General features: G+C 63.4%; 18 protein-coding genes and 1 tRNA gene. 14 read left to right on the top strand and 5 right to left on the bottom strand.

The genetic code is table 11. The annotated features are described in order from the left end of the window. Window positions 1-251 precede the first annotated feature (251 nt). The 5 genes from MTX19_RS06855 (at window position 252) to MTX19_RS06835 (ending at window position 5,312) form a co-directional block, all read left to right on the top strand. Window positions 252-1,490, top strand: a complete 1,239-nt coding sequence (locus MTX19_RS06855) for a branched-chain amino acid ABC transporter substrate-binding protein (protein WP_280975732.1) — start codon at window positions 252-254, stop codon at window positions 1,488-1,490. A gap of 132 nt (window positions 1,491-1,622) precedes the next feature. Further along, the gene (locus MTX19_RS06850; RefSeq protein ID WP_280975731.1) at window positions 1,623-2,570 is read left to right on the top strand and encodes a branched-chain amino acid ABC transporter permease; all 948 of its coding nucleotides are present in this window, start codon (window positions 1,623-1,625) and stop codon (window positions 2,568-2,570) included. Further along, complete coding sequence (locus MTX19_RS06845; protein WP_280985898.1) at window positions 2,567-3,871, top strand: branched-chain amino acid ABC transporter permease; 1,305 nt, start codon at window positions 2,567-2,569, stop codon at window positions 3,869-3,871. Before MTX19_RS06850 ends, MTX19_RS06845 begins: the two co-directional genes overlap by 4 nt. After that, window positions 3,868-4,617: an ABC transporter ATP-binding protein gene (locus tag MTX19_RS06840; protein WP_280982962.1), complete on the top strand. Its 750-nt coding sequence runs from the start codon at window positions 3,868-3,870 to the stop codon at window positions 4,615-4,617. Before MTX19_RS06845 ends, MTX19_RS06840 begins: the two co-directional genes overlap by 4 nt. Then, window positions 4,617-5,312, top strand: a complete 696-nt coding sequence (locus MTX19_RS06835) for an ABC transporter ATP-binding protein (RefSeq protein WP_280985897.1) — start codon at window positions 4,617-4,619, stop codon at window positions 5,310-5,312. The genes MTX19_RS06840 and MTX19_RS06835 overlap by 1 nt, the downstream gene beginning before the upstream one ends. A 115-nt stretch (window positions 5,313-5,427) precedes the next feature. Here the strand turns inward: MTX19_RS06835 and MTX19_RS06830 are convergent, their stop codons facing one another. Then, the gene (locus MTX19_RS06830; RefSeq protein WP_280982959.1) at window positions 5,428-6,369 is read right to left on the bottom strand and encodes a peptidoglycan-binding domain-containing protein; all 942 of its coding nucleotides are present in this window, start codon (window positions 6,367-6,369) and stop codon (window positions 5,428-5,430) included. 1,200 nt (window positions 6,370-7,569) lie between these two features. Between MTX19_RS06830 and MTX19_RS06825 the strand changes: the two genes are divergently transcribed. Continuing rightward, window positions 7,570-7,971, top strand: a complete 402-nt coding sequence (locus MTX19_RS06825) for a hypothetical protein (RefSeq protein ID WP_280982958.1) — start codon at window positions 7,570-7,572, stop codon at window positions 7,969-7,971. Window positions 7,972-9,116: 1,145 nt separating this feature from the next. Here the strand turns inward: MTX19_RS06825 and MTX19_RS06820 are convergent. After that, window positions 9,117-9,191, bottom strand: a tRNA-Val gene (locus MTX19_RS06820). 87 nt (window positions 9,192-9,278) lie between these two features. After that, on the bottom strand, window positions 9,279-9,638 hold the full coding sequence (locus MTX19_RS06815) for a response regulator (protein ID WP_280977984.1): 360 nt from the start codon (window positions 9,636-9,638) through the stop codon (window positions 9,279-9,281). 293 nt (window positions 9,639-9,931) lie between these two features. On the opposite strand from MTX19_RS06815, the gene MTX19_RS06810 reads away from it, so the two are divergent. Both MTX19_RS06810 and hisN read left to right on the top strand, forming a co-directional pair. Continuing rightward, complete coding sequence (locus MTX19_RS06810; RefSeq protein WP_280982957.1) at window positions 9,932-10,819, top strand: N-formylglutamate amidohydrolase; 888 nt, start codon at window positions 9,932-9,934, stop codon at window positions 10,817-10,819. Window positions 10,820-11,403: 584 nt separating this feature from the next. Then, entirely contained in the window at window positions 11,404-12,183 is a 780-nt protein-coding gene (gene hisN / locus MTX19_RS06805) for a histidinol-phosphatase (protein ID WP_280982956.1), read from the top strand. A gap of 125 nt (window positions 12,184-12,308) precedes the next feature. On the opposite strand, the gene MTX19_RS06800 is transcribed toward hisN, so the two are convergent. Next, window positions 12,309-13,202 carry a LysR family transcriptional regulator gene (locus tag MTX19_RS06800; protein WP_280975722.1) on the bottom strand — a complete coding sequence of 298 codons (894 nt, stop codon included), beginning with the start codon at window positions 13,200-13,202 and terminating at the stop codon, window positions 12,309-12,311. Window positions 13,203-13,294: 92 nt separating this feature from the next. Between MTX19_RS06800 and MTX19_RS06795 the strand changes: the two genes are divergently transcribed. Beyond that, window positions 13,295-14,047: a sulfite exporter TauE/SafE family protein gene (locus MTX19_RS06795; RefSeq protein WP_280982955.1), complete on the top strand. Its 753-nt coding sequence runs from the start codon at window positions 13,295-13,297 to the stop codon at window positions 14,045-14,047. A 45-nt stretch (window positions 14,048-14,092) separates the two neighbouring features. Here MTX19_RS06795 and MTX19_RS06790 read toward each other — a convergent pair whose 3' ends face one another. Further along, complete coding sequence (locus tag MTX19_RS06790) at window positions 14,093-15,430, bottom strand: IS1182 family transposase (protein ID WP_280979491.1); 1,338 nt, start codon at window positions 15,428-15,430, stop codon at window positions 14,093-14,095. A 30-nt stretch (window positions 15,431-15,460) separates the two neighbouring features. Between MTX19_RS06790 and MTX19_RS06785 the strand changes: the two genes are divergently transcribed. The 5 genes from MTX19_RS06785 (at window position 15,461) to MTX19_RS06765 (ending at window position 20,662) form a co-directional block, all read left to right on the top strand. Continuing rightward, window positions 15,461-17,266, top strand: a complete 1,806-nt coding sequence (locus tag MTX19_RS06785; protein WP_280982954.1) for an MMPL family transporter — start codon at window positions 15,461-15,463, stop codon at window positions 17,264-17,266. Window positions 17,267-17,567: 301 nt separating this feature from the next. Next, window positions 17,568-17,834: a hypothetical protein gene (locus MTX19_RS06780; protein WP_280985021.1), complete on the top strand. Its 267-nt coding sequence runs from the start codon at window positions 17,568-17,570 to the stop codon at window positions 17,832-17,834. Further along, entirely contained in the window at window positions 17,744-18,991 is a 1,248-nt protein-coding gene (locus tag MTX19_RS06775) for a DUF763 domain-containing protein (protein WP_280982953.1), read from the top strand. Before MTX19_RS06780 ends, MTX19_RS06775 begins: the two co-directional genes overlap by 91 nt. A gap of 32 nt (window positions 18,992-19,023) precedes the next feature. Continuing rightward, window positions 19,024-19,776: a DUF72 domain-containing protein gene (locus tag MTX19_RS06770; protein WP_280982952.1), complete on the top strand. Its 753-nt coding sequence runs from the start codon at window positions 19,024-19,026 to the stop codon at window positions 19,774-19,776. Window positions 19,777-19,957: 181 nt separating this feature from the next. Continuing rightward, window positions 19,958-20,662, top strand: a complete 705-nt coding sequence (locus MTX19_RS06765) for an MgtC/SapB family protein (protein WP_280982951.1) — start codon at window positions 19,958-19,960, stop codon at window positions 20,660-20,662. The last annotated feature ends 72 nt before the right edge of the window (window positions 20,663-20,734 follow it).

Genomic DNA, 20,734 nt, shown 5'->3' with positions numbered 1-20,734 from the left:
GAAACAGCGACTTATGTCTGAACGTCTGTCCCCTCGTCGCGGCAGCCTTATTCCTCGCCACGGGATGCGGCGATCCCGTTGCAAACACTTACCGAGCGCTCGCTCACTTTTGCGGGACGGTCGGGCACGAGCCATGCCCGAACCAGACTTGTCAATGACAGGTCCTTCGCAGTATCGACCTTGCTGTTGCGCTGCATGATCAGCGGAACACCTTCAACCAAAGTCAATCTTCAACGAGGAAACGACAAGATATGCGTTATCTTCCCTTTGCCATGGCTGCGGCCGTCCTGATGCTTGGTGGCGCGGCGTCCGCGCAGGAAACCTTGAAGATCGGCTATATCGATCCGCTCTCCGGCGGCGGCGCGAGCGTTGGTGAAGGCGGCCTGAAGACCTTCCAGTATCTTGCCGACGAGTTGAACGCGAAGGGCGGCATCCTCGGCCACAAGATCGAAATCGTCCCGCTCGACAACAAGACCAATCCGCAGGAGAGCCTGGTTCAGGCCCAGAAGGCGGTCGACGCCGGCATCCACTACATCACCCAGGGCAACGGCTCGTCGGTCGGCGCCGCGCTGGAAGATTTCGTCACCAAGAACAATTCCCGCAACCCCGGCAAGGAAGTGCTCTACTTCAACTATGCCGCGGTCGATCCGAGCATGACCAACGAGAAGTGCAGCTACTGGCACTTCCGCTGGGACGCGAGCTCGGACATCAAGATGGAAGCGCTGACCAACTACATGAAGGATCAGCCGTCCATCAAGAAAGTGTACCTGATCAACCAGGACTATTCGTTCGGCCAGTCGGTGCGGTCAGAGGCGCGCAAGATGCTCGCGGCCAAGCGGTCGGACGTCCAGATCGTCGGCGACGAGCTGCATCCGCTGCTCAAGATCACCGACTTCTCGCCCTATATCGCCAAGATCAAGGCGTCGGGCGCCGACAGCGTCGTGACCGGCAACTGGGGCCAGGATATCGCGCTGCTGCTGAAGGCGGCGGCTGACGCCGGCCTCAAGGTCAACTGGTACACCTATTACGCCGGCGGCGCAGGCGGGCCGACCGCGATCAAGCAGACCGGCCTCGATCACCAGGTGTTCCAGATCTCCGAAGGCATCCCCAATTCCGGCAACAAGGCGGCGATGGATTTCGAGAAGGATTTCCGCGCCAAGGCCAACATGTCGCTGTGGTATCCGCGCGCCGTCAACGAGATGCGGATGTTCAAGGCGGCGGCCGAGAAGGCCAACTCGATCGATCCGGTGAAGGTGGCGGCTGCCCTCGAGGACCTGAAGTTCGAGGTGCTTGACGGCGGCGAGGGCACCATGCGCAAGGACGATCACCAGTTCTTCCAGCCGATCTACATCTCCTCGTTCGGCACGCTGGCCGACAAGGCAAAGGAGCCGTTCGACGAGGAGAACACCGGCTGGGGCTGGCATCTCGTCTCCAAGATCGACACCGCGCATGCGATGGTCCCGACCACCTGCAAGATGAAGCGACCCTGATCGACCGTTTGGCTAGCGCCTTCGCGGCTGCACGGCCGCGGAGGCCCGCCTTCGTCCGGCGGTGACGCCGGCGTCCGGTCGGTTCGCAGCTTCCTGTTCACGTCAATCGTTCGAGTCTTCAGCGAGTGTGCCTTGGCTGAGTTGATCGTCATTTCAACGCTCAACGGCGTCCTGTTCGGGATGCTGTTGTTCCTGTTGTCCAGCGGGCTCACCGTCATCTTCAGCATGATGGGCGTGCTCAACTTCGCACATGCCAGCTTCTATATGCTGGGTGCGTTTTTCGGCTACCAGCTCACGCGCTGGATCGGCTTCTGGCCGGCGCTGGTGCTGGCGCCGCTGCTGGTCGGCGCGGTCGGCATGGCGGTCGAGCGCTATGGCCTGCGCAACACCCACAAGCACGGCCATGTCGCCGAATTGCTGCTGACCTTCGGGCTTGCCTTCGCGATCGAGGAAATCGTCTCGATGATCTGGGGCAAGAGCCCGATGGATTACCGGATCCCCGCGGCGCTCGACTTTCCCGCCTTCACCGTGTTCTCCACCAATTATCCGGCCTACAAGATCTTCATGCTCGTGGTCTCCGTCGTGATCTTCGTGGCGCTTCTGATCACGCTCAAGCGGACCCGGGTCGGCCTCATCGTGCAGGCCGCGCTGACGCATCCGAGCATGGTTGGCCACCTCGGCCACAATGTCGGGCGCGTCTTCATGCTGGTGTTCGGGGTCGGCAGCGCGCTCGCCGGCCTTGCCGGCGTCATCGCCGGTCCCTCGCTGGTGACGCAGTCCGACATGGCGGCGCTGCTCGGGCCGATCCTCTTCGTCGTCATCGTCTTTGGCGGCCTCGGCTCGCTGCCCGGCGCCTTCATCGCATCGCTTTTGATCGGGCTGATACAGACCTTCGCGGTCGCGCTGAACGGTTCGCTCGCCAGCGTGTTCGGTCCGCTCGATCCGAGCCTCGGCCCCTCGCCGCTCACCGACATCTGGAACGTGACGATCGCGCAGATCGCGCCGATCCTGCCCTATGTGCTGCTGGTGCTGGTCCTGATCTTCCGCCCCATGGGCCTGCTGGGGACGCGCGAGTCATGATCAAGGCTGTTTCCCCCACCTCCGCCGCGACGAAACGTGAGTCCGGCGGCGCCCTCGGTTTCTACGGCGTCTGGCTGATCGCGGCCGCCGCGCTCGTCGTGCTGCCGCTGATCTTCTCCTCCGGCGGCTCGCTGACCTCGTTCAGCCTGATCGGCATCGCGATCATCTTCGCGCTGTCCTACAACATCCTGCTCGGCCAGACCGGGCTGTTGTCGTTCGGCCATGCGGTCCAGTACGGCCTTGGCGGCTTCCTTTCGGTCCACGTCATGAATGCGGTCGCCAGTTACGACTGGCCGATCCCGCTGCCCGTGATTCCGCTGATCGGCGGCATCGGCGGTCTTGTCTTCGCAACTCTGGTCGGTTGGGTGATGACCAAGCGCGCCGGCACCGTGTTTGCTATGATCTCGCTCGGCATCGGCGAGCTGGTGGCCTCGTCGTCGCTGATCCTGCGCAGCGTGTTCGGCGGCGAATCCGGCATCACCACCGACCGCACCGCCCTGCCGCACATGTTCGGCTGGACCTTCGGGCCGCAGCTTCAGGTCTATTACCTGATTGCGTTCTGGGTGATGATCTCGGCGATCGCGATGTACGCGCTGACCCGCACGCCGCTCGGCCGCATCTGCAACGCGGTGCGCGACAATCCCGAGCGTGTCCAGTTCATCGGCTACGATCCCCATGTGGTGCGCTATCTCGCCTATATGTTCGCGGGCTTCTTCGCCGGCATCGCCGGCGGCCTCACCGCGATCAATTTCGAGATCGCCAATTCGGCCTATCTCGGCGCGACGCAATCCGGCATCGTGCTGTTCGCCGCGTTCATCGGCGGCACTGCCTATTTCTTCGGTCCGATCCTCGGCGCCATCCTGGTGACCTATCTGCAGCTCGGGCTGACTAACGTCACCACGGTCTGGCAGCTCTATTTCGGCATCATCTTCATCGGCATCGTGATGTTCGCGCCGGGCGGCATCGCCGGCATCCTGATGAAGCACCGTCCGCTGATCCGCGCCGGGACGCTGCGTACGGTGATCCCCTCCTATCTCGTCGCGGCCATTCCGACGCTCGCGCTGGTGCTCGGCATCATCCTCACCATCGAGACGGTCGCGCGCTACACGGCGAGCGAAGGTGAAGGCAACACCATCAATCTCGTCGGCATCCCCTTCGTCGCGACGGCGCCAACCACCTGGGCGGCCGCGGCGGTGCTCCTCGTCGGCGGCTTCCTGGTCGCCCGCATCACATGGCGGCGCGTGGCCGAGGCCTGGGATCGCGCCGCGACGGTGGCCCGTGATCGGGGGTATCTCGCATGACCGCGGCCATCGAAGTCAAAGCCGTCGAGAAGCGCTTCGGCAATGTGGGCATCATCCGCGATCTCAATTTGAGCGTCGCGCAGGGCGAGCGTCATGCCATTATCGGGCCGAACGGCGCCGGCAAGTCGACGACGTTCAACCTGATCAGCGGCCACATCAAGCCGACCTCGGGCGAGATCCGCCTCAACGGCGAGGTGATCTCTGGCCTGCGTCCGTTCGAGATCAATCGGCGCGGACTGTCGCGCTCGTTCCAGGTCACCAACGTCTTCGCGCGCATGACGGTGTGGGAGAACGTCCGCTGCGCCGTGCTGTGGGCGACCGGACACCGCTATGCCTTCTGGAAGAACGTCGACCATCTGCCCGAGGTGAAGCAGCGCACAGCGCAGATCCTCGACGACATCCATCTCAGTCACCGCCGCGACGTGCCGGCCGGGCTGCTGACCTATGCCGAGCAGCGCGAGCTCGAGATCGGGATCACGATCGCCAGCGGCGCCAGCGTCGTCATGCTGGACGAGCCGACCGCGGGCATGAGCCATGCGGAGACCGAGCGCGCCGTCGCGTTGATCCGCCGCCTGACCGAGGGCCGCACGCTCGTGATCGTCGAGCACGACATGAGTGTGGTGTTCGGTCTCGCCGACCGCATCTCGGTGCTGGTGTACGGCAACATCATCGCGTCAGGCACGCCGGATGAGATCCGCGGCAATCCGAAGGTTAAGGAAGCCTATCTCGGCGAGGAGATCGACTGATGCTCGAGGTCAGGAATCTTCATGCCTATTACGGCAAGAGCCACATCCTGCAGGGTGTCGACCTCGACATCGCCGCCGGCGAGGTCGTGAGCCTGTTGGGGCGCAACGGCGTCGGCCGCTCCACCACCGTCAAGGCAATCATGGGCGAGGTGCCGCCGCAAGGCACGATCCGCTTCAAGGGCCGGGATATCGCCGGCCTGCCGAGCTACAAGATCGCCCGGCTCGGGCTCGGCTACGTGCCGGAACACCGCGACATCTTCCCGGGCCTGACGGTTCGCCAGAATCTCCTTCTCGGCATCAAGGACCCACGCCGCCCCGGCAAGTGGCGGCTCGAGGAGATGCTCGACATGTTCCCCAATCTTGCCCGCCGCGCCGACACGCCGGCCGGCGTGCTGTCCGGTGGCGAGAAGCAGATGTTGACCACCTGCCGCACGCTGCTCGGCGATCCTGAATTGATGATGATCGACGAGCCGACCGAAGGGCTGGCGCCGCTGATCGTGCAGCAGGTCGGCGACCTCATCGCGCGGATCGCGAAAGCCGGCGTCGCCATCCTCTTGGTCGAGCAGAAGCTGTCGATCGCGATGAAGATCTCGAACCGGGTCTACATCATGGGCCACGGCCGCGTCGTGTTCGAAGGCACGCCCGACCAGCTCAAGTCCAACGCCGCCATTCGCGAGGAATGGCTCGAGGTGTAAGGCGCCGCTCGGACCGAGCGACTGCTCTCCTTCGCCCCTTGGCCATCTGCGATAAAGTAGCCGCACCGTCTCAAGAAAAGAGCCCCGCTCTGCAGCGGGGCTCTTGCTCAATATTCTATTTCCGATTGGAGTTATGCTCCGGCGTCTGCGCGCCCTGGCCCGCGCCTGACGAAGGCGGAGCGCTGCTCTGGCCCGACTGGCCGGGCTGCGTGTTCTGATCTGCGCTCGGCCGGCTGCCGCCCTGACCAACCGTGGACTGGTTCTGTGGAGCGGCTTGTCCCGTCGTATTCTGCTGCGGGGCCTGCTGCTGAGCGGGCGACTGGCCGGGTGTCGACTGGTTCTGTGGCGGGTTCGCCCGGCCGGTGGTTTGTCCAGGCGCGTTCTGCTGGGCAGGCTGCTGCTGAGTGCGGCCCTGGCCGACCGTCGACGACCCTTGTCCCGCGCCCTGACCGATCCTGTCCGACAGACCCAGTGCGGCGACCGTGCGCGTATCAACGCTACCGCTCGTCGCGATACCCTGCTGACGCTGGAACGTGATCAGCGCCTCGCGGGTCCGGGACCCGAGCACGCCATCAGCCTCGCCGACGAGCAGGCCGCGATCGATCAGCACCTGCTGCACCTCGCGGATCTGCTGCGGGCTCAGGTCCATGATCGCAACGCTACTGCTGCTGCCGCGATGGCTGAAGCGCGTCCGCGGTCCGACCGGGACCACGTCGACAACGCGGCGGTCGCGATCGAGGAACACCACTTCATCCTCGACGATGAAGAAGCTGTCGTCGCGATAAAATGGGAACACGTCGATCAGCGCCGGGAAGGCGGCGACCGACACGACGTGGAACCTCGAAGGCACCACCACGCCCCGGTTAACCGCGAAGTTGATCGAGTTGATGTTCACGCGCGGCGCGTTGCGCGCAGACAGCACGGAGCGCTGGATCGTGCTTTGCTGTTGCGCCGTCACGGTGCGCCCGGCCTCGGTCTGGACCGTCGCGTTCGATTGGGTCTGAGCGGTTGTACCGGTCTGACCCTGGGCCTGACCGGTGGTCTGCCCGGAGTTCATCCGGCCTTGCGTCGTACCAGGCTGCTGAGTGGCCGCGCCTGTCGTGCTCTGGCCGGCTCTTGGGCTCTGGCCCGTCGTTGTGCTCGGGCCCTTGCTCTGGCCCGTCGTGGTGCTCTGACCTCGGTTCGCGGCACCAGTGCGGTTCTCCGGCTGCTGCTGGCTTTGCCGCGCGCTACCACGTTGGCGGGTTTCAGATCGGCCAGTCTGCTCGCGCTCGTTGCGGCCCTGTCCTATGGTCTGCTGTTGCCGGCCCTGACTGCGCTGACCTTGCCGTTCACCTCTCTCCTCTGCGCCACGGGCTTGCCCGGTGGTCTGGCCCTGCATGCGTCCGCCGCGTTCGGCTGCGCCACGGCCCATCTGCCGCTCGGTTTGGCCTGCTGCTCGTCCGCCTTCTCTCGGGCCCTGTCCCCGGCCTTCGGTCACGCCTCCGCTGCGCGCCGCACCCGAAGGACTCCCATGCATTGCGCCGCCGGAACGTCCGGCTGATGGGCCCGCGGATGTTCCGTGCTCGCTGCCGCCGGTTCCGGCGCCGACACCGCCGCCGCCACCCATGCCGCCTTCCCGCATCCCTTGCGCAGATGCGAGGCTGACGCCGGCCAATAGCACAGCTGTCGTCAGCAGAAACTTGCTCTTCATCCTACTCTGCATCATCGATCCCTCCTGAAATCTGGCGGTTGCTCCGTTTGGGAAATCCGACGCCAATAGCTGGCGCTCGCGTCGTCGCAGCCGCGCTCCAACAAAACCCGGCGAGATACGCAGCACAGGCTGCGCGGCTCACCGGTGAACTGCCTTGCTAGAAAAACAACTGTGCCGTCGGCGCCGTTCCAAAATGCGGGCGCGCCGCGACATTTGGTGCAGGGGAACACCTGAAGGATACTGGACGCGGCGGCCAAATATTCTGTCTCGCTTCAGGAACCAGTTGCCACTGTTTCCGTTTGGGGGCCACTTTGTGGATCACAATGATCACGCTCAGCGTGCTCGCACCGATCATTTTCCGACGCAGTCGATAGAGGTCCGGAACGAGTTGCGTTCGGCTGTGAGCCGCTGTGGTGCACGGATGCACGGCTCCTGCCTGAGCTCTCCTCACAAGCTCGATCTGGCGCGTGCGCTGCCCGCCTCGGTGTCGGTGCACTGCCGTTCGCAACCAATGCCATTCTGCCCCGTTGGTCGGCTTGGGCAATCATCACCCAGGAGGATCTTATGAAGACAGCCCTTGTTCTTACAACAGTCGGCGGGCTCGCCTTGAGCACGATGGCGTCTCCGGCGCCCGCCGAAGCACGCGACGGGTTCGGGCCCGCGCTCGCAGGTGGATTAGTCGCCGGCGCGGTCGTCGGCGGGCTCGCCGCGTCAGCCTATGACTGGGGTCCCGGGTACGGCTACTATGGCTACGCACCTGCATACTACGCACCGGCTTATTACGGCGACTATGCATACGATTACGATTACGACTACGGTGTCGCGCCGTATCGCTGGGGCGCATCCACCACGACATACTATTCCGCGGTTAGGCCGGCCTATTACGGCTACCGCTATCGTCACGTGGTCAGACCGGCATTCACCTATTACGGGGGCGGTTACCCGCGCTGGTATCGTCACTGGTGAGGTCGAGGGGAAGCCCGCCAATGTACGCGGGCTTCCCTCTTGAAGTTTCAGTATCGCGCTCTTTCGGAGCACCGCAGGGCGTAGGAAGTCGGTGCTGAACAGAGCATTTGTTGTGCGGCAATGCTGGTGCCGCCGCAGTGATCCATTCGGTGCCGGTTGATATCCGCCTTCCGGAAGGCGGAGAACCAAATCATCTCCGTGCGGTCCGGAGGCTTCACGAGGACATGCTCCGCAACTCGATCGTCGCACACCCGCCCGGCCGAATAATGCCGTGCTCCCCGCAGCCGCGCTGGACCGGTGACTGCCAATCACTGAGTTGCCCGACGGCGCAAGCCCCTCATGCGAAAATATTTCTGTTTTCCAGAAGTTCAACTCGGTCTATAATCCGCCCGTCTCACCCGCTTGAGGGGCGCTTCGCGGTCGTCACGAGTGCTGGGTCGAGATGCGGTGGACGCCGATGTCACGGCTGACGAGCGTGGCAGATAGCGGACGGCGAAGTCGTGCAGGCCTGACGCCCTAGTGGCAGGTGTCTCATCAGCAAGAGGCAAGATCTCTCGCTGATGACGGTGACAACAAAGCCCAGTCTCGCCGGGGAGAGCACGTATAAGCCGTAAACCATCGCGCAGGGAAAGCCGGAGTGTTCTTCGGTCTCACCTGTGGTCCTACCTCCCGAGCTTTCCATTTGCTCGGGACCCCATGGGTGCGATCGGCACCCGGCTTTCCCTGCGCCCTCTGCGAATTGAGAGGGCGGAACGAGATGCAAAGCTCGGACAAATCATGTCGCGAGAATGCGGAGTCACATCCTTTCAGTCGTCATGCCCGCGCATGCGGGCATCCAGTACGCTGCGGCCTCTCGGTTCGAGCACCGGCGTCTCTGGAATACTGGATCGCCCGCATACGCGGGCGATGACCCCGGGCAGGCTGTTTGACAGGTTGAATCAGATTGTCCCTCGTCGCCGCGAAGGAGCGGAATTGCGAAGCTTGCCTGGCCTGGCCGGAGCTCGCGGCGGCAGCCTGCCTGCGCCCGTTGGGCTTCGGCGTAACCGTCCGTCTTCGCTTTCACTGCGTTCAAGCTACGCCGGACACACTTCGCTCTGACCGTCTCCGGCATCGCTGCGCCACGCGAAGCCCGTCAGGGCGAAGCGTGGTGGGTGCGACAGGGATCGAACCTGTGACCCCTACCATGTCAAGGTAGTGCTCTCCCGCTGAGCTACGCACCCCAAAGTCGTCTCGTCGTCTTGGGTCGGGTCCCTATAACGGACCCCGGCGGGGCAGGCAAGGATACAAAATGCGAGTTTTCGTCCGAATCAGGCCGCCAGCAACTTGTTCACCTCGCTGACCAATTCCCGCAAGTGCACGGGCTTGGCCAGGACCTTGGCGTTTTTCGGCGCTTCCGAATCGGAATTCAGGGCCACCGCGGCGAATCCGGTGATGAACATGATCTTGATGTCGGGGTCGAGTTCCGAGGCGCGGCGCGCCAGCTCGATTCCGTCCATCTCCGGCATCACGATGTCGGTGAGCAGCATCTCGAACGGCTCCTCACGCAGCCGCTGGTAGGCCGACAAGCCGTTGTCATGCGGCGAGACCTTGAATCCGGCGTTTTCCAGCGCCTTGACCAGGAAGCGGCGCATATCGTTGTCGTCTTCGGCGAGAAGGATTTTCGGCATGGTTGGAAACGTCGAATCCGGCTGGAGGTTCAGTCCGAACACTAAGCCCGACAGACGGTAAATTTCGGGTGAAATTTGCACCTGCCCGTCGGCGTAGAACGCATTCTATTTGTGGACCGATCCAAGTATCGAATCAACTTTTTCGGTGCCTCAGACGCATTCCAGCACACGCCACACTCTTTTCACTTGGCAGAATGATCGCGATTACGGACAATGCATGCCCATAAATCTCCGCTTTTCCGGCACAATCAATTGTGCACGGACAGGCGGACGCAAGGGACGGCGCCAAGGGAATGACCGAGTCTGCTGGCGAGTTGTCGCCCCCATTCGAGATCGTCGAGCCCGACGCCTGGCGGGCGCCGATCATCTTCAATTCCCCGCACTCCGGCTCGGTCTATCCGGCCGCGTTCCTGGAGGCATCGCGGATCGATCTCGTTTCGCTGCGCCGCTCGGAAGATTCCTTCATGGACGAATTGATCGCGGGCTTGAGCGATCGCGGCTTTCCGACCGTGCGCGTCAATTTCCCGCGCTCCTATATCGATGTGAACCGCGAGCCCTATGAGCTCGACCCGCGCATGTTCACCGGACGGCTGCCGAGCTTTGCCAACACGCGCTCGATGCGAGTGGCCGGCGGCCTCGGCACCATCCCGCGCGTGGTCGGCGACGGCCAGGAGATCTACCGCGAGCGGCTCGACGTCGACGACGCGCTGACCCGGATCGAGGTGCTCTACAAGCCCTATCATCGCGCACTGCGCCGGCTGATCAACAAGGCTCACCAGGCATTCGGCGCGGCGATCGTGGTCGACTGCCATTCGATGCCGTCGATCGGCGTGTCGCGCGACGAGCCGCGCCGGCCTGATGTCGTGATTGGCGACCGCTACGGCACGAGCTGCGCGCCGCTCCTGCCTGACCTCGTCGAAGAGATCATGAGCTCGCTCGGCTACTCGATCGGGCGCAACAAGCCCTATGCCGGGGGCTTCATCACCGAACATTACGGCAACCCGGCGAGCGGCCTGCATACGGTCCAGATCGAACTCAACCGCGCGGTCTATATGGACGAGCGTCGCCGCGAGCGCGGGCCGCGCTTCGGCCAGGTGGCGGCGGACTTCGCAACGCTCGCCGACGCGCTGGCCAAGGTCCCGTTCGCCGATCTCGGACCGTTCCAGGCCGCCGCGGAATAGGGTGACATCATCCATTCGTCATTCCGGCGCGACGAAGTCCTGAACCGGGAATCCATTTGCGGCGGTAGCCGGCGGCGAAATGAATCTTCGCTGTCCCAGGGAAGGATGAGCGGACAAGGCGCCCGGAAAGAAAAAAGGGCCGCTTGAATGAACAAGCGGCCCAAGTCTAGGGAGGAAACGCCCAAGGAGGGCAGCGATAGCGCGAGGCGCTACCGCACCGCAACAATATGCGACCGCGCTGCACAAAACGCAAGACTTTTCGAAACATTTCCTGCGCTATCTCGCGGAGGATGGCGAATATGCAACATCGTCGCCGCCGAACATTTTACTGTTGGAAATCAACAGCTTGCAAAAGATCGACCTTTTTGTTCAGCGCTACGCGCATAGCTTGTATACCAGAACTCGCAACTTCGTGATCAGTGCCAGGACCGCGAAGCTTTCGAAATCGAAGCCGATTCGAAAGTCCGGAGCCGCGTCATCAGGATGGGATAACGTTCCGTTAATCGTGCGCGCCGCGCTGGATTGAGCTAGGCAAGAACATCGTCAATTTCTACCCGCGCCGTGCGCTTTGCGAAGGACCCGCCGTGACGGTCATCGACTTTACAGCCTTCATTGGCCGCCTCGCGACCGCATCCGGCGAAACCATCCTGCCGTTCTTCCGGACCTCGCTCTCGATCGACAACAAGAGCGCCAGCGATTTCGATCCCGTCACCGAAGCCGACCGCGCCGCGGAAGCCGTGATGCGGCGGCTGATCAAGTCCAACTTCCCACAGCATGGGATCGTCGGCGAGGAATTCGGCAATGAGCGCGAGGACGCCGACTATGTCTGGGTGCTCGATCCGATCGACGGCACCAAGTCCTTCATCGCGGGCTTCCCGATCTGGGGCACGCTGATCGCGCTGCTGCACAAAGGTACGCCGGTGTTCGGCATGATGCACCAGCCCTATATCGGCGAGCGCTTCTCCGGCGACAACGGCTCGGCGCACTATTCCGGTCCGTCGGGCGAACGAAAGCTCTCGGTGCGGCGCTGCGCCTCGCTGAAGGAGGCGACCGCCTACACCACGAGCCCACTGCTGATGAACGAGGCCGATCGCGCCCGCTTCGGCCGCATCGAGGCGGTGGCGCGGCTGACGCGCTATGGCGGCGACTGCTACTCCTACTGCATGCTCGCCGCCGGCCATCTCGACCTCGTGGTCGAGACCGAGCTGAAGCCGTACGACATCGCCGGCCTGATCCCGATCGTCACCGGCGCGGGCGGCATCGTCACCACCTGGGAAGGCAAGCCCGCGCAAGCCGGCGGCCGCATCATCGCAGCGGGCGATCCGCGCGTGCACGAGGCGGCGATGAAGGTGCTCAACGCCTGATGTCCTGAATTGCCCGGTAATTGATCTGCGCCCATCCTGACGAGCAACTAATAGTCGAGCCGGCCGCGCAGCTCCTCGAACGGGATCATGACGTGGGCGCGGAACGCCGCGATGTCCTCGTTCGGTCAGTGCTGTACTTCCGCCCGCAGATATTCCACAAGCTGCTTGGCCGGCCGCGGCAGCGCCCTGAAGCTGCGCGCGCAGATCGTCAACCGGCGGTTGGCCCAGGCGTCGCGGATCCGGATGGTGACGATCGGCATCGCCGCCGCGCAGCGCCGCGCGGCGGTTTCGGGAACCACGGCGACTCCGACATCGGCGGCAACCATCTGGCAGATGGCGTCGAAATCGCGCAGGCGGGCGCGGAAGCGCAGCCGCGCGCCGAGCTTTGCCGCGTGCTTCGATACGTGGAGCTGCAGCGCAGTCGTTGCCGTCAGGCCGACGAAGTCGCGGTCGACCACCTCCTGGAAATCGATCTGGCGGCGGTTGCCGAGATCGCTGCGCCGCGCGGCCACCAGCATCAGCCGGTCCTCACTGAACAGGAAGCGCTCGATGCTGTCGGGCAGCGCATGTTCGGCGGCGAAGCCGAGATCGGCGGCGCCGCTCGCGATCGCGGTCGCGATGTCGGTGCTCTCGCGCTCCTCGACGTCGACATTGATGTCGGGATGTTCGCGCAGGAAGTGGGCCAGCGCCCGCGGCAGATGCTCCGACAGCCCGGAAGTGTTGGCGAGCAGGAGCACGCTGGCGCGGATACCGCTGGCATAGGCGGCGAGATCGCCCTGCAACGCCTCGACATTGTGGATCACGATGCGGGCATGGTCGAGCAGGCTCTCGCCGGCTGCGGTCAGCTCGACACCGCGGCGGCCGCGCTTGAGCAGCGCGACGCCCAACGCCTCCTCCAGGCCCTTGATTCGTTCGCTGGCCGAGGCCAGCGCAAGGTTGGCGCGCGCAGCACCCTGCGTGATGCTGCGCGCATCGGCCACGGCGATGAACAATTGCAAGTCGATCAGGTCGAACCGCATGACGTTTCCCGCCCCAGCCCTTCGGACCATCCGAAGGCTAACTCCGTAACCTCCAGATTGTGCCGATCGGACCCATCGGTCAATGTGCCGCGATGATCGACCATCTCCTGATCTTCATCGCCTTCGCCTTCCTGCTTGCCGGCTTCGTCAAGGGCACGCTCGGCCTCGGCCTGCCGACGGTCTCTATGGGGCTGCTCGCGGTGACGATGCCGCCGGGCCAGGCGATCGCGATCGTGATCGTGCCGGCGATCATCACCAATATCTGGCAGACCTTCGTCGGCCCCTATCTGCGCGACATCCTCAAGCGGCTGTGGCCGCTGATGGTCGGCACTGTGGTCGGCATCTGGCTCAATGCCGGGCTCCTCACCGGGCCCTATGCGGCCTACGGTACCGTCGTGCTCGGACTGTTGCTGGTGATCTACGCGATCGTCGGCCTGAGCAAGTTCAGCTTCAAGGTCGCGCGGCGTGACGAGAGATGGATCGGCGGCATTGTCGGTGTCGTGACCGGGCTGATCTCGGCCGCGACCGGCGTCCAGGTCATCCCCTCGATGCCGTTCATGCAGGCGATCGGGATGGAGAGAGACGAGCTGGTGCAGGCGCTCGGCGTCTTCTTCACCACCGCAACCGTCGCATTGGCCTTCAACCTCACCGCCTCGGGCCTGCTGACGGCGGCCACTGCGCTGCCCGGCGCCGTTGCAATGGCTGCGTCCTTTGTCGGCATGTTCATCGGCCAGACCGTCCGCTCCCGCATGGAGCCGGAGGTGTTCCGCCGTTGGTTCCTGATCTCGATGATCCTGCTCGGCATTTACCTCGCAGGGAGCGCGCTGCTGAAGCTGCACGGCTAGGAGCCTGTCCAGTTAGCTCCGGGAAGGCGGGCTAATGATAGCGGCTCATGCGACCCTCGCCAGCTTGACGAGGTTGTGAGCGGTGCAGATCAGGGCCCATTCGGCCTTCACTTTGTCGATGCCGCGCAGCAGGAATTGCCTGAACCCTCTTGCCTGTTTGATCTGTCCGAAGACGGGTTCGACGATCTGCTTACGCAAGCGGTAGCGACTTCGGTAGCCGGCGCGCTTGAGCTTGGTGCTCATCCTGGCGATCAGCGATCCGGCTCTTGAAGCCGTTTTCGCAGTGGCGGACGGGGTGCCGTGCTTCTGCCTCCCGGTGGCGATGTAGCCCTCGATGCGCCGCCGCTTGATCGTGCGAAGATTGGCGGCGGAGCAGTAGCCGGCGTCGGCCGACACTTCGTCGGGATTGGTCCCCAAATTGGCCCTGATCCCGTCGAGCAACGGCGCCAGTTGCGCCTGATCGCTGGAGGAACCGGTCAGCGTCTGCGCCACGATGATCTGATGGGCACCATCGACCGCGGCCTGGGCGTTGTAGCCCTGGATGTAACCGTCCTTGGTCTTCAGGATGCGGCTCTCCGGGTCGGTGAAATTGCGTTGCGCCTTGCCGTCGGGCTCGGTTTTCGTCGGCGTCTTGCCGCTCTTCTTGCGGCCTTCGGCGACGCGACGCTCCTCGGCCTCGGCCCGCGCCTTGCTCTCCGCCTCGGCTGCAGCCTTGGCTTCGGCCTCCAGCGCGGCCTTGGCCTCGCGTATCTTCTCAAGCCGCTTCTGCTTGTCGGCCACCCAATCGGGCATTTCGTCGCCGCGCTGGTCGCCGTAGCGCTGGTCCTCCTCCGCATCGGCGGCCTCGGCGGCCTTGAGCCAGCGATCGACCTCCGCTTCAAGCTCCGCTTCCCGCTTCTTCATGCGATCGTAGCTCATCGCCTTGTGCTTGGACGCGTTCGCCTTGATCTTGGTGCCGTCGAGCGCAACGTGCCCGAGCTTCACCAACCCGGCCTTCTCGGCGAGCTTCAGCACCTGCACAAACAGGTCGGCCAGCGCCTTAAGGTGCCGCCGCCGGAACTCCGAGATCGTGCGGAAGTCCGGCGGGTCGCCGGCCACGATCATCATGAAATCCGCCCGCTCCACCGTCGCCTTGGCGATCCGCCGCGACGAGTAGATGCCGCTCGCATAGCCGTGCAGAAGCAGCGCCGTCATCATCCGCGGATCAAACGGCGGCTGACCCAGCCCACTCCGGTAGCTGCCGAGGAGCGCCGATAGATCAAGGCTTTCCCTGACCAGCGACACGATCAACCGCGAAACGTGATCTTGCGGCACATAATCCTGCACGCGCGGCGGCAGAAGCTGGGCCTCATCGATCTTCCAGGGGCGAAATTCCTTGCTCATCGCTATGTAAGGAATCAGACTCGCACCCTCTTGACCAGTCACTACTCAGACAGGCTCCTAGGTGTCCTGATCGCCCTGTGGCTGGCGCTGCGGTCGTGGAAAATCATCGCCGCGGTCTTCTTCAGCCTGTTGGTCGGGCTTGCGACAACTGCGGCGCTAGGCCTCGCCATGGTCGGTTCGTTCAACCTGATTTCGATCGCCTTCTTCGTGCTATTCGTAGGCCTTGGCGTCGACTTCGGCATTCAATTCAGCGTGCGATACCGCGCCGAACGTCGCGACCATGGCAATCTGCTCCCGGCGCTGGAAAGCGCGGCGAAGAAAGCCGGCACCCCCCTCGCCCTCGCTGCCTCGGCCACGGCTGTTGGCTTCTTTGCATTCTTGCCCACGAGCTATCGCGGTCTTTCGGAACTCGGGCTAATCGCCGGTTGTGGCATGCTGATTGCGTTTGCCTGCAGCATCACGCTGGTGCCGGCGGTGCTGGCACTGCTCAATCCGCCGGGCGAAGCGGCGCCGATCGGTTTCAAGTTTCTTGGACCGCTGGATGACTTTCTCCAGCGCCACCGCATCGCCGTCGTGGTCGCAACCATCGGGCTGGTCCTCGCTGCTTCTCCGTTGCTCGTGCGTCTGCCGTTCGACTTCAACCCCGTCGACCTGCAGAGCCCGAGCTCGCCTGCCGTGATCACCTACCGTCAATTGCAAAAGGACCCGGAGACCAGCGGCAGCGATGCCGAGATATTGACACCGTCGATCGAGCAGGCCGCGGCAACAGCGAAGCGCCTCGATGGGCTCCCTGAAGTGTCCCGCACCATCACGGTGAACAACTATGTTCCCGGCGATCAGGATGCCAAGATCGCTGAACTGAAGTCAGCGTCCGGCAGGCTTCGAACGGCGCTCGAGCCCAGGCATCGCACCGCACCAACCGATGAGCAGACCGTAGCTTCGATAACGGACGCAGCAACAGCCTTGTCGGTAGCTGCTGGAGACCAACAGGGCTCCGCCGCCGATGACGCGCGGAACGTATCCGCCCTGCTGACGCGCCTCGCCCAAGCAGACGCGGGCACGCGCCAGAGGGCCGAAGCTGCCGTAATTTCACCGTTGCGCTTTGACCTCGAACAGTTGCGTCAGGGTATGTCACCCAAGCCGATCAGCATCAAGACGTTACCGCCCGACCTGCTCGGCGACTGGGTGCTTCCCGATGGCAGGGCGCGCGTTGAGGCGCTCCCCAAGGGCGATCCAAACGACGCCGACGTTCTGCAGAAATTTGCCACAGCCGTTCTCAAGGCAGACCCCACGGCCACCGGAGCGGCGATCACCTACTACGAGGGCGGAAGAACCATTACGACCGCCTTCATTCAGGCGGGCGCCTTTGCTCTGGTGGCGATTTCGGTCCTGCTCTTTATCACTCTGAGGCGGCTCGGAGACGTCTTGCTGACCCTCGTTCCTTTGCTACTCGCGGGAGCCGTCACTCTCGAGATCTGCGTCCTTGACGGGCTGGCTCTGAACTTCGCCAACATCATCGCGCTTCCCTTGCTGCTCGGAGTCGGTGTCGCATTCAAGATCTACTACATCATGGCGTGGCGAGGCGGAAAAACCGGCCTGCTGCAGTCCGCATTGACGCGCGCCGTTGTATTCAGCGCCATGACAAACGCCATTGCATTCGGAAGTATGTGGGCATCGAATTACCCCGGCATGTCCAGCATGGGAAAACTGATGGCACTGGCACTGCTGTGTACCATGGCCGCCGCGGTGCTGTTCCAGCCGGTCCTCATGGGGCCGCCTCGGCAGGTCAGCGAATTCGAGGAATTCAGCTCGAACCTCGATCGGGCCGCGGAGTGATTCCCGGTTAGGGTGTTGTGATCACGGCTGCGAGTCCGCTTCGGCAGCGTAAAGCGATGCACCGTATTCACCAGACGACAGGAACTCCTCGAGCAAGGCTTGTGCTTCGGCGTCTCGAACGCGACCGGGGGTCCAATCATTTGAGAACGAATGGCACTCTCCTCTTCACCAACGCGCCAGTGACCGCGGGAAACGCCGATGGCCCATAGAATCGCTTAGGGAACCAGACCACGGAAGCTTTGCTTTACGGCATTCTCCCTTGCAAAGATAATCAGGCTGCCTGGATCGGTAGGACGTCACAGTGGGAGTTTATTTCACGGCTGAAAGCGGCAGCTATGCACCGGACGCCGTGCATCTGTCTCAGCGATTTGACCGTCCGGCACGTATCCGGCTCTCCGGTGACAGACCCGCGTTTGCCGGTATGCGCGCTTTCTCATTTGTTGTTAAAATTCACATCGATTCAGGATCAGGAACGCAATGGCCCGACGAACTGGCAGTGCCGACCTTCCGCTCCATGGCGGACGTGTGCCGCTTTGGCTCGCCGAACGCATGGCGACGCTGGGCATGATCATCGCGCAAGCCATCGTGCGTCACTACGGCCGGGATGCATTCCTGCAACGACTCTCGCATCCGTTCTGGTTCCAATCATTCGGCGCCGTCATGGGTATGGACTGGCACTCGTCCGGCATCACCACCAGCGTCATCGGCGCGCTCAAGCGCGGGCTGGCGCCGGTGCAGGACGAACTCGGCATCTATGTGTGCGGCGGGCGCGGCAAGCATTCGCGGCGCACCCTGGAAGAGCTATCGGCGCTTGGCGAACGTATCGGCTTCGACGGCCTTGCCCTGACCCGCGCCAGCCGCCTGGTGGCCAAGGTCGACAGCGCTGCGGTCCAGGACGGGTTCGAGCTTTACCTGCACGGCTTCTTCGTCACCGAAGACGGTAAATGGACCGTGGTCCAGCAAGGCATGAACGACCGCAAGCGACAGGCACGCCGCTATCATTGGCATTCCGCGGGGCTACGCAGCTTTGTCGATGAACCACACAGTGCGATCGATGGTCCCTCGCAGGGCGAGATCGTCAACCTCACCGATCACCGTGCGGAAGCCTCCCGCCAGGCGCAGCTCGACCTCCTCGCTGCGCTTGGGCCAGATGGCATCGCGCGCGAATATGCCGAACTGACGGACAGGGCCGCACCACAAGCGGACCTGCTGCACCTGATCATGCCAGCCCATCATGATGTCCGTTCAAGCGATGTTTTCATCCGACGCCTGCACGGTACGCTGGCCGCCGCCGCGGATCGCGGGCCGTTGGACTTCCCCGAACTGCTGCTTGTGCCCGGCATCGGTGCCCGCACCGTGCAATCCTTGGCCATGGTGGCCGAAGTCGTCCATGGCACGCCCTACCGCTTTCACGACCCCGCACGTTTCTCGCTCGCCCACGGCGGCAAGGACCGTCATCCTTTTCCCGTGCCCGTCAAGGTCTACGACGAGACCATTCGGGTGCTGAAATCGGCTGTGCAGCAGGCGAAGCTCGGCCGCGACGAGCAGATGCAGGCGCTGAAGCGGCTTGATGATCAGGCGCGCCGGCTAGAGCGGACGGCGAACGGGCCGTCATTCGATGCTTTTGTGGCGACCGAGCGCGCCCGCTCCCCAGCCCTCGATGGCCGCTCCGTGTTCGGTTGGGAGGCTGACCTTGCCCGGCGCGACCGGACCGCCAAGTCGTAGAGGATGCCTGATCCACGAGCCCGGTTGAGTGTATGGCGCACGTTCTGATTGGCACGTCCGGCTGGCACTATCCCTCCTGGCGCGGTCGATTCTTCCCTGAGGGATTGCCGCTGAAGCGCCAGCTCAACTACTATGCGGGGCAGTTCCGTACGACAGAGCTGAACGGCGTCTTCTATCGCACTCCTACGGAAAACGCGGTCGCGGGTTGGCGCGATGCGACCGATCCGGAGTTCGTCTTTGCCTGGAAGGCCTCGAAATTCATCACGCACTGGAAGCGACTGTCCGAGACCTCGGTCAATAGCCTCGAACTGTTGGAGGACCGCCTTTCATTGCTACGCAACAAGGCCGGACCGATCCTGTTTCAACTGCCGCCGAACTTCACCATCGACGCTGATCGCCTTGCAGCGTTTCTCAAGCTTCTGAAGCGTCGCCGGCGCTATGCCTTCGAATTCCGCCATCCGAGCTGGTACGAACCGCGGATCCTGAAACTTCTGGCCGCGCGCAACATTGCCCTCTGCATTTCCGACCATCACGAGGCGCCGGCTCCCTGGAAGCGCACCGCTGATTTTGTCTATGTCCGCGGCCATGGGCCGGGTGGGCGATATAGTGGCCACTACCGGTCAGCGCAGCTTGCCGATTGGGCGAAGCAAATACGCGGCTGGAAGCGACAAGGACACGACGTTTATGTCTATTTCGACAACGATCAGAAGAGCGCGGCACCGGCTGATGCCAGGAAGCTCTGCGAACTCCTTGAGCCGAAGGCTCGCAGGCGGGTTCGAAAATAGGAACGAACATTCCACGGCGGCATTGATTGCACTGGAAGGGAGCCGATGCGATGCTGTCTGCTGTGCCGGAAACGCTGAACGCGGTAACGATCGATGACCGCTGCGCGATCACCCATCTCCGATCATCCGACATGGCGGTTCGGAATGCAGCCGTAGGCGCGTCGTAGGTGCGGGGCGGAACGTGCCGCTTCAGCCGACCTGGTCCGACATCGCCATCCGCCTCGCACTGACAATTTTGGCCGGCATGATCATCGGTTTTGATCGTGGTGCGCGCGGACATGCAGCGGGCTTACGAACCACAATCCTGGTCGGACTCGCCGCCTCCCTGTCGATGATTCAGGCCAATCTTCTGCTGTCCGTCGACGGAAAGGGTTCAACCTCCTTCATCCAGCTGGACCTGATGCGGCTTCCGCTCGGTATCCTGACGGGCGTCGGATTCATCGGCGGCGGCACGATCCTCAAGAAGGGCGATCTCATCACCGGCGTGACAACCGCCGCCACGCTCTGGCTGATCACCGTCATCGGGCTCTGTCTCGGCGGTGGGCAACTCGCCCTCGGTTGCGTCGGAACCGCCATTGGTGTCGTCACGCTCTCGATCCTCAAATGGGTCGATGTCAGAATTCCCCGGCTCCACCGCGCTGCCCTGACGATTGGTGGAGCCGACGTGAGCGTGATCGAGACGCTACCGAAGCTGATCGAGCCGCTGCACTACCATGCGCGATTCCAGGAACGGCGACGCAGGGGCGACTCGACCAACGTGGATTATGCTTTCGAGGTATTCTGGCGACGTCCCGAAAATTCTCGTCCGCCGGTCGACCTCCTGTGCTTGCTTGAGCAGCACTACGTCATCAAGTCCTTCGACCTGACAACGCAGAACGGCAGATAGCGGCGACCAACCGGACAAACTTAGGAACGGAGCTCGGGGCGTATCGTTAGGCGGTTGAAGCAGCCAGCCAAC

Source organism: Bradyrhizobium sp. ISRA464, assembly GCF_029910095.1.
Lineage (GTDB): Bacteria > Pseudomonadota > Alphaproteobacteria > Rhizobiales > Xanthobacteraceae > Bradyrhizobium.
Note: the sequence above shows the minus strand (reverse complement) of the source record. Positions and strands in the feature narration are given on the sequence as shown.

Coding starts and splice junctions, on each gene's coding strand:
- MTX19_RS06840 (WP_280982962.1), top strand. CDS start 3,868: ATGACCGCGGCCATCGAAGTCAAAGCCGTCGAGAAGCGCTTCGGCAAT.
- MTX19_RS06795 (WP_280982955.1), top strand. CDS start 13,295: ATGATCGACCATCTCCTGATCTTCATCGCCTTCGCCTTCCTGCTTGCC.
- MTX19_RS06825 (WP_280982958.1), top strand. CDS start 7,570: ATGAAGACAGCCCTTGTTCTTACAACAGTCGGCGGGCTCGCCTTGAGC.
- MTX19_RS06830 (WP_280982959.1), bottom strand. CDS start 6,369: ATGAACTCCGGGCAGACCACCGGTCAGGCCCAGGGTCAGACCGGTACA.
- MTX19_RS06775 (WP_280982953.1), top strand. CDS start 17,744: ATGGCCCGACGAACTGGCAGTGCCGACCTTCCGCTCCATGGCGGACGT.
- MTX19_RS06790 (WP_280979491.1), bottom strand. CDS start 15,430: ATGAGCAAGGAATTTCGCCCCTGGAAGATCGATGAGGCCCAGCTTCTG.
- MTX19_RS06855 (WP_280975732.1), top strand. CDS start 252: ATGCGTTATCTTCCCTTTGCCATGGCTGCGGCCGTCCTGATGCTTGGT.
- MTX19_RS06845 (WP_280985898.1), top strand. CDS start 2,567: ATGATCAAGGCTGTTTCCCCCACCTCCGCCGCGACGAAACGTGAGTCC.
- MTX19_RS06810 (WP_280982957.1), top strand. CDS start 9,932: ATGACCGAGTCTGCTGGCGAGTTGTCGCCCCCATTCGAGATCGTCGAG.
- MTX19_RS06815 (WP_280977984.1), bottom strand. CDS start 9,638: ATGCCGAAAATCCTTCTCGCCGAAGACGACAACGATATGCGCCGCTTC.
- MTX19_RS06800 (WP_280975722.1), bottom strand. CDS start 13,202: ATGCGGTTCGACCTGATCGACTTGCAATTGTTCATCGCCGTGGCCGAT.
- MTX19_RS06835 (WP_280985897.1), top strand. CDS start 4,617: ATGCTCGAGGTCAGGAATCTTCATGCCTATTACGGCAAGAGCCACATC.
- MTX19_RS06770 (WP_280982952.1), top strand. CDS start 19,024: ATGGCGCACGTTCTGATTGGCACGTCCGGCTGGCACTATCCCTCCTGG.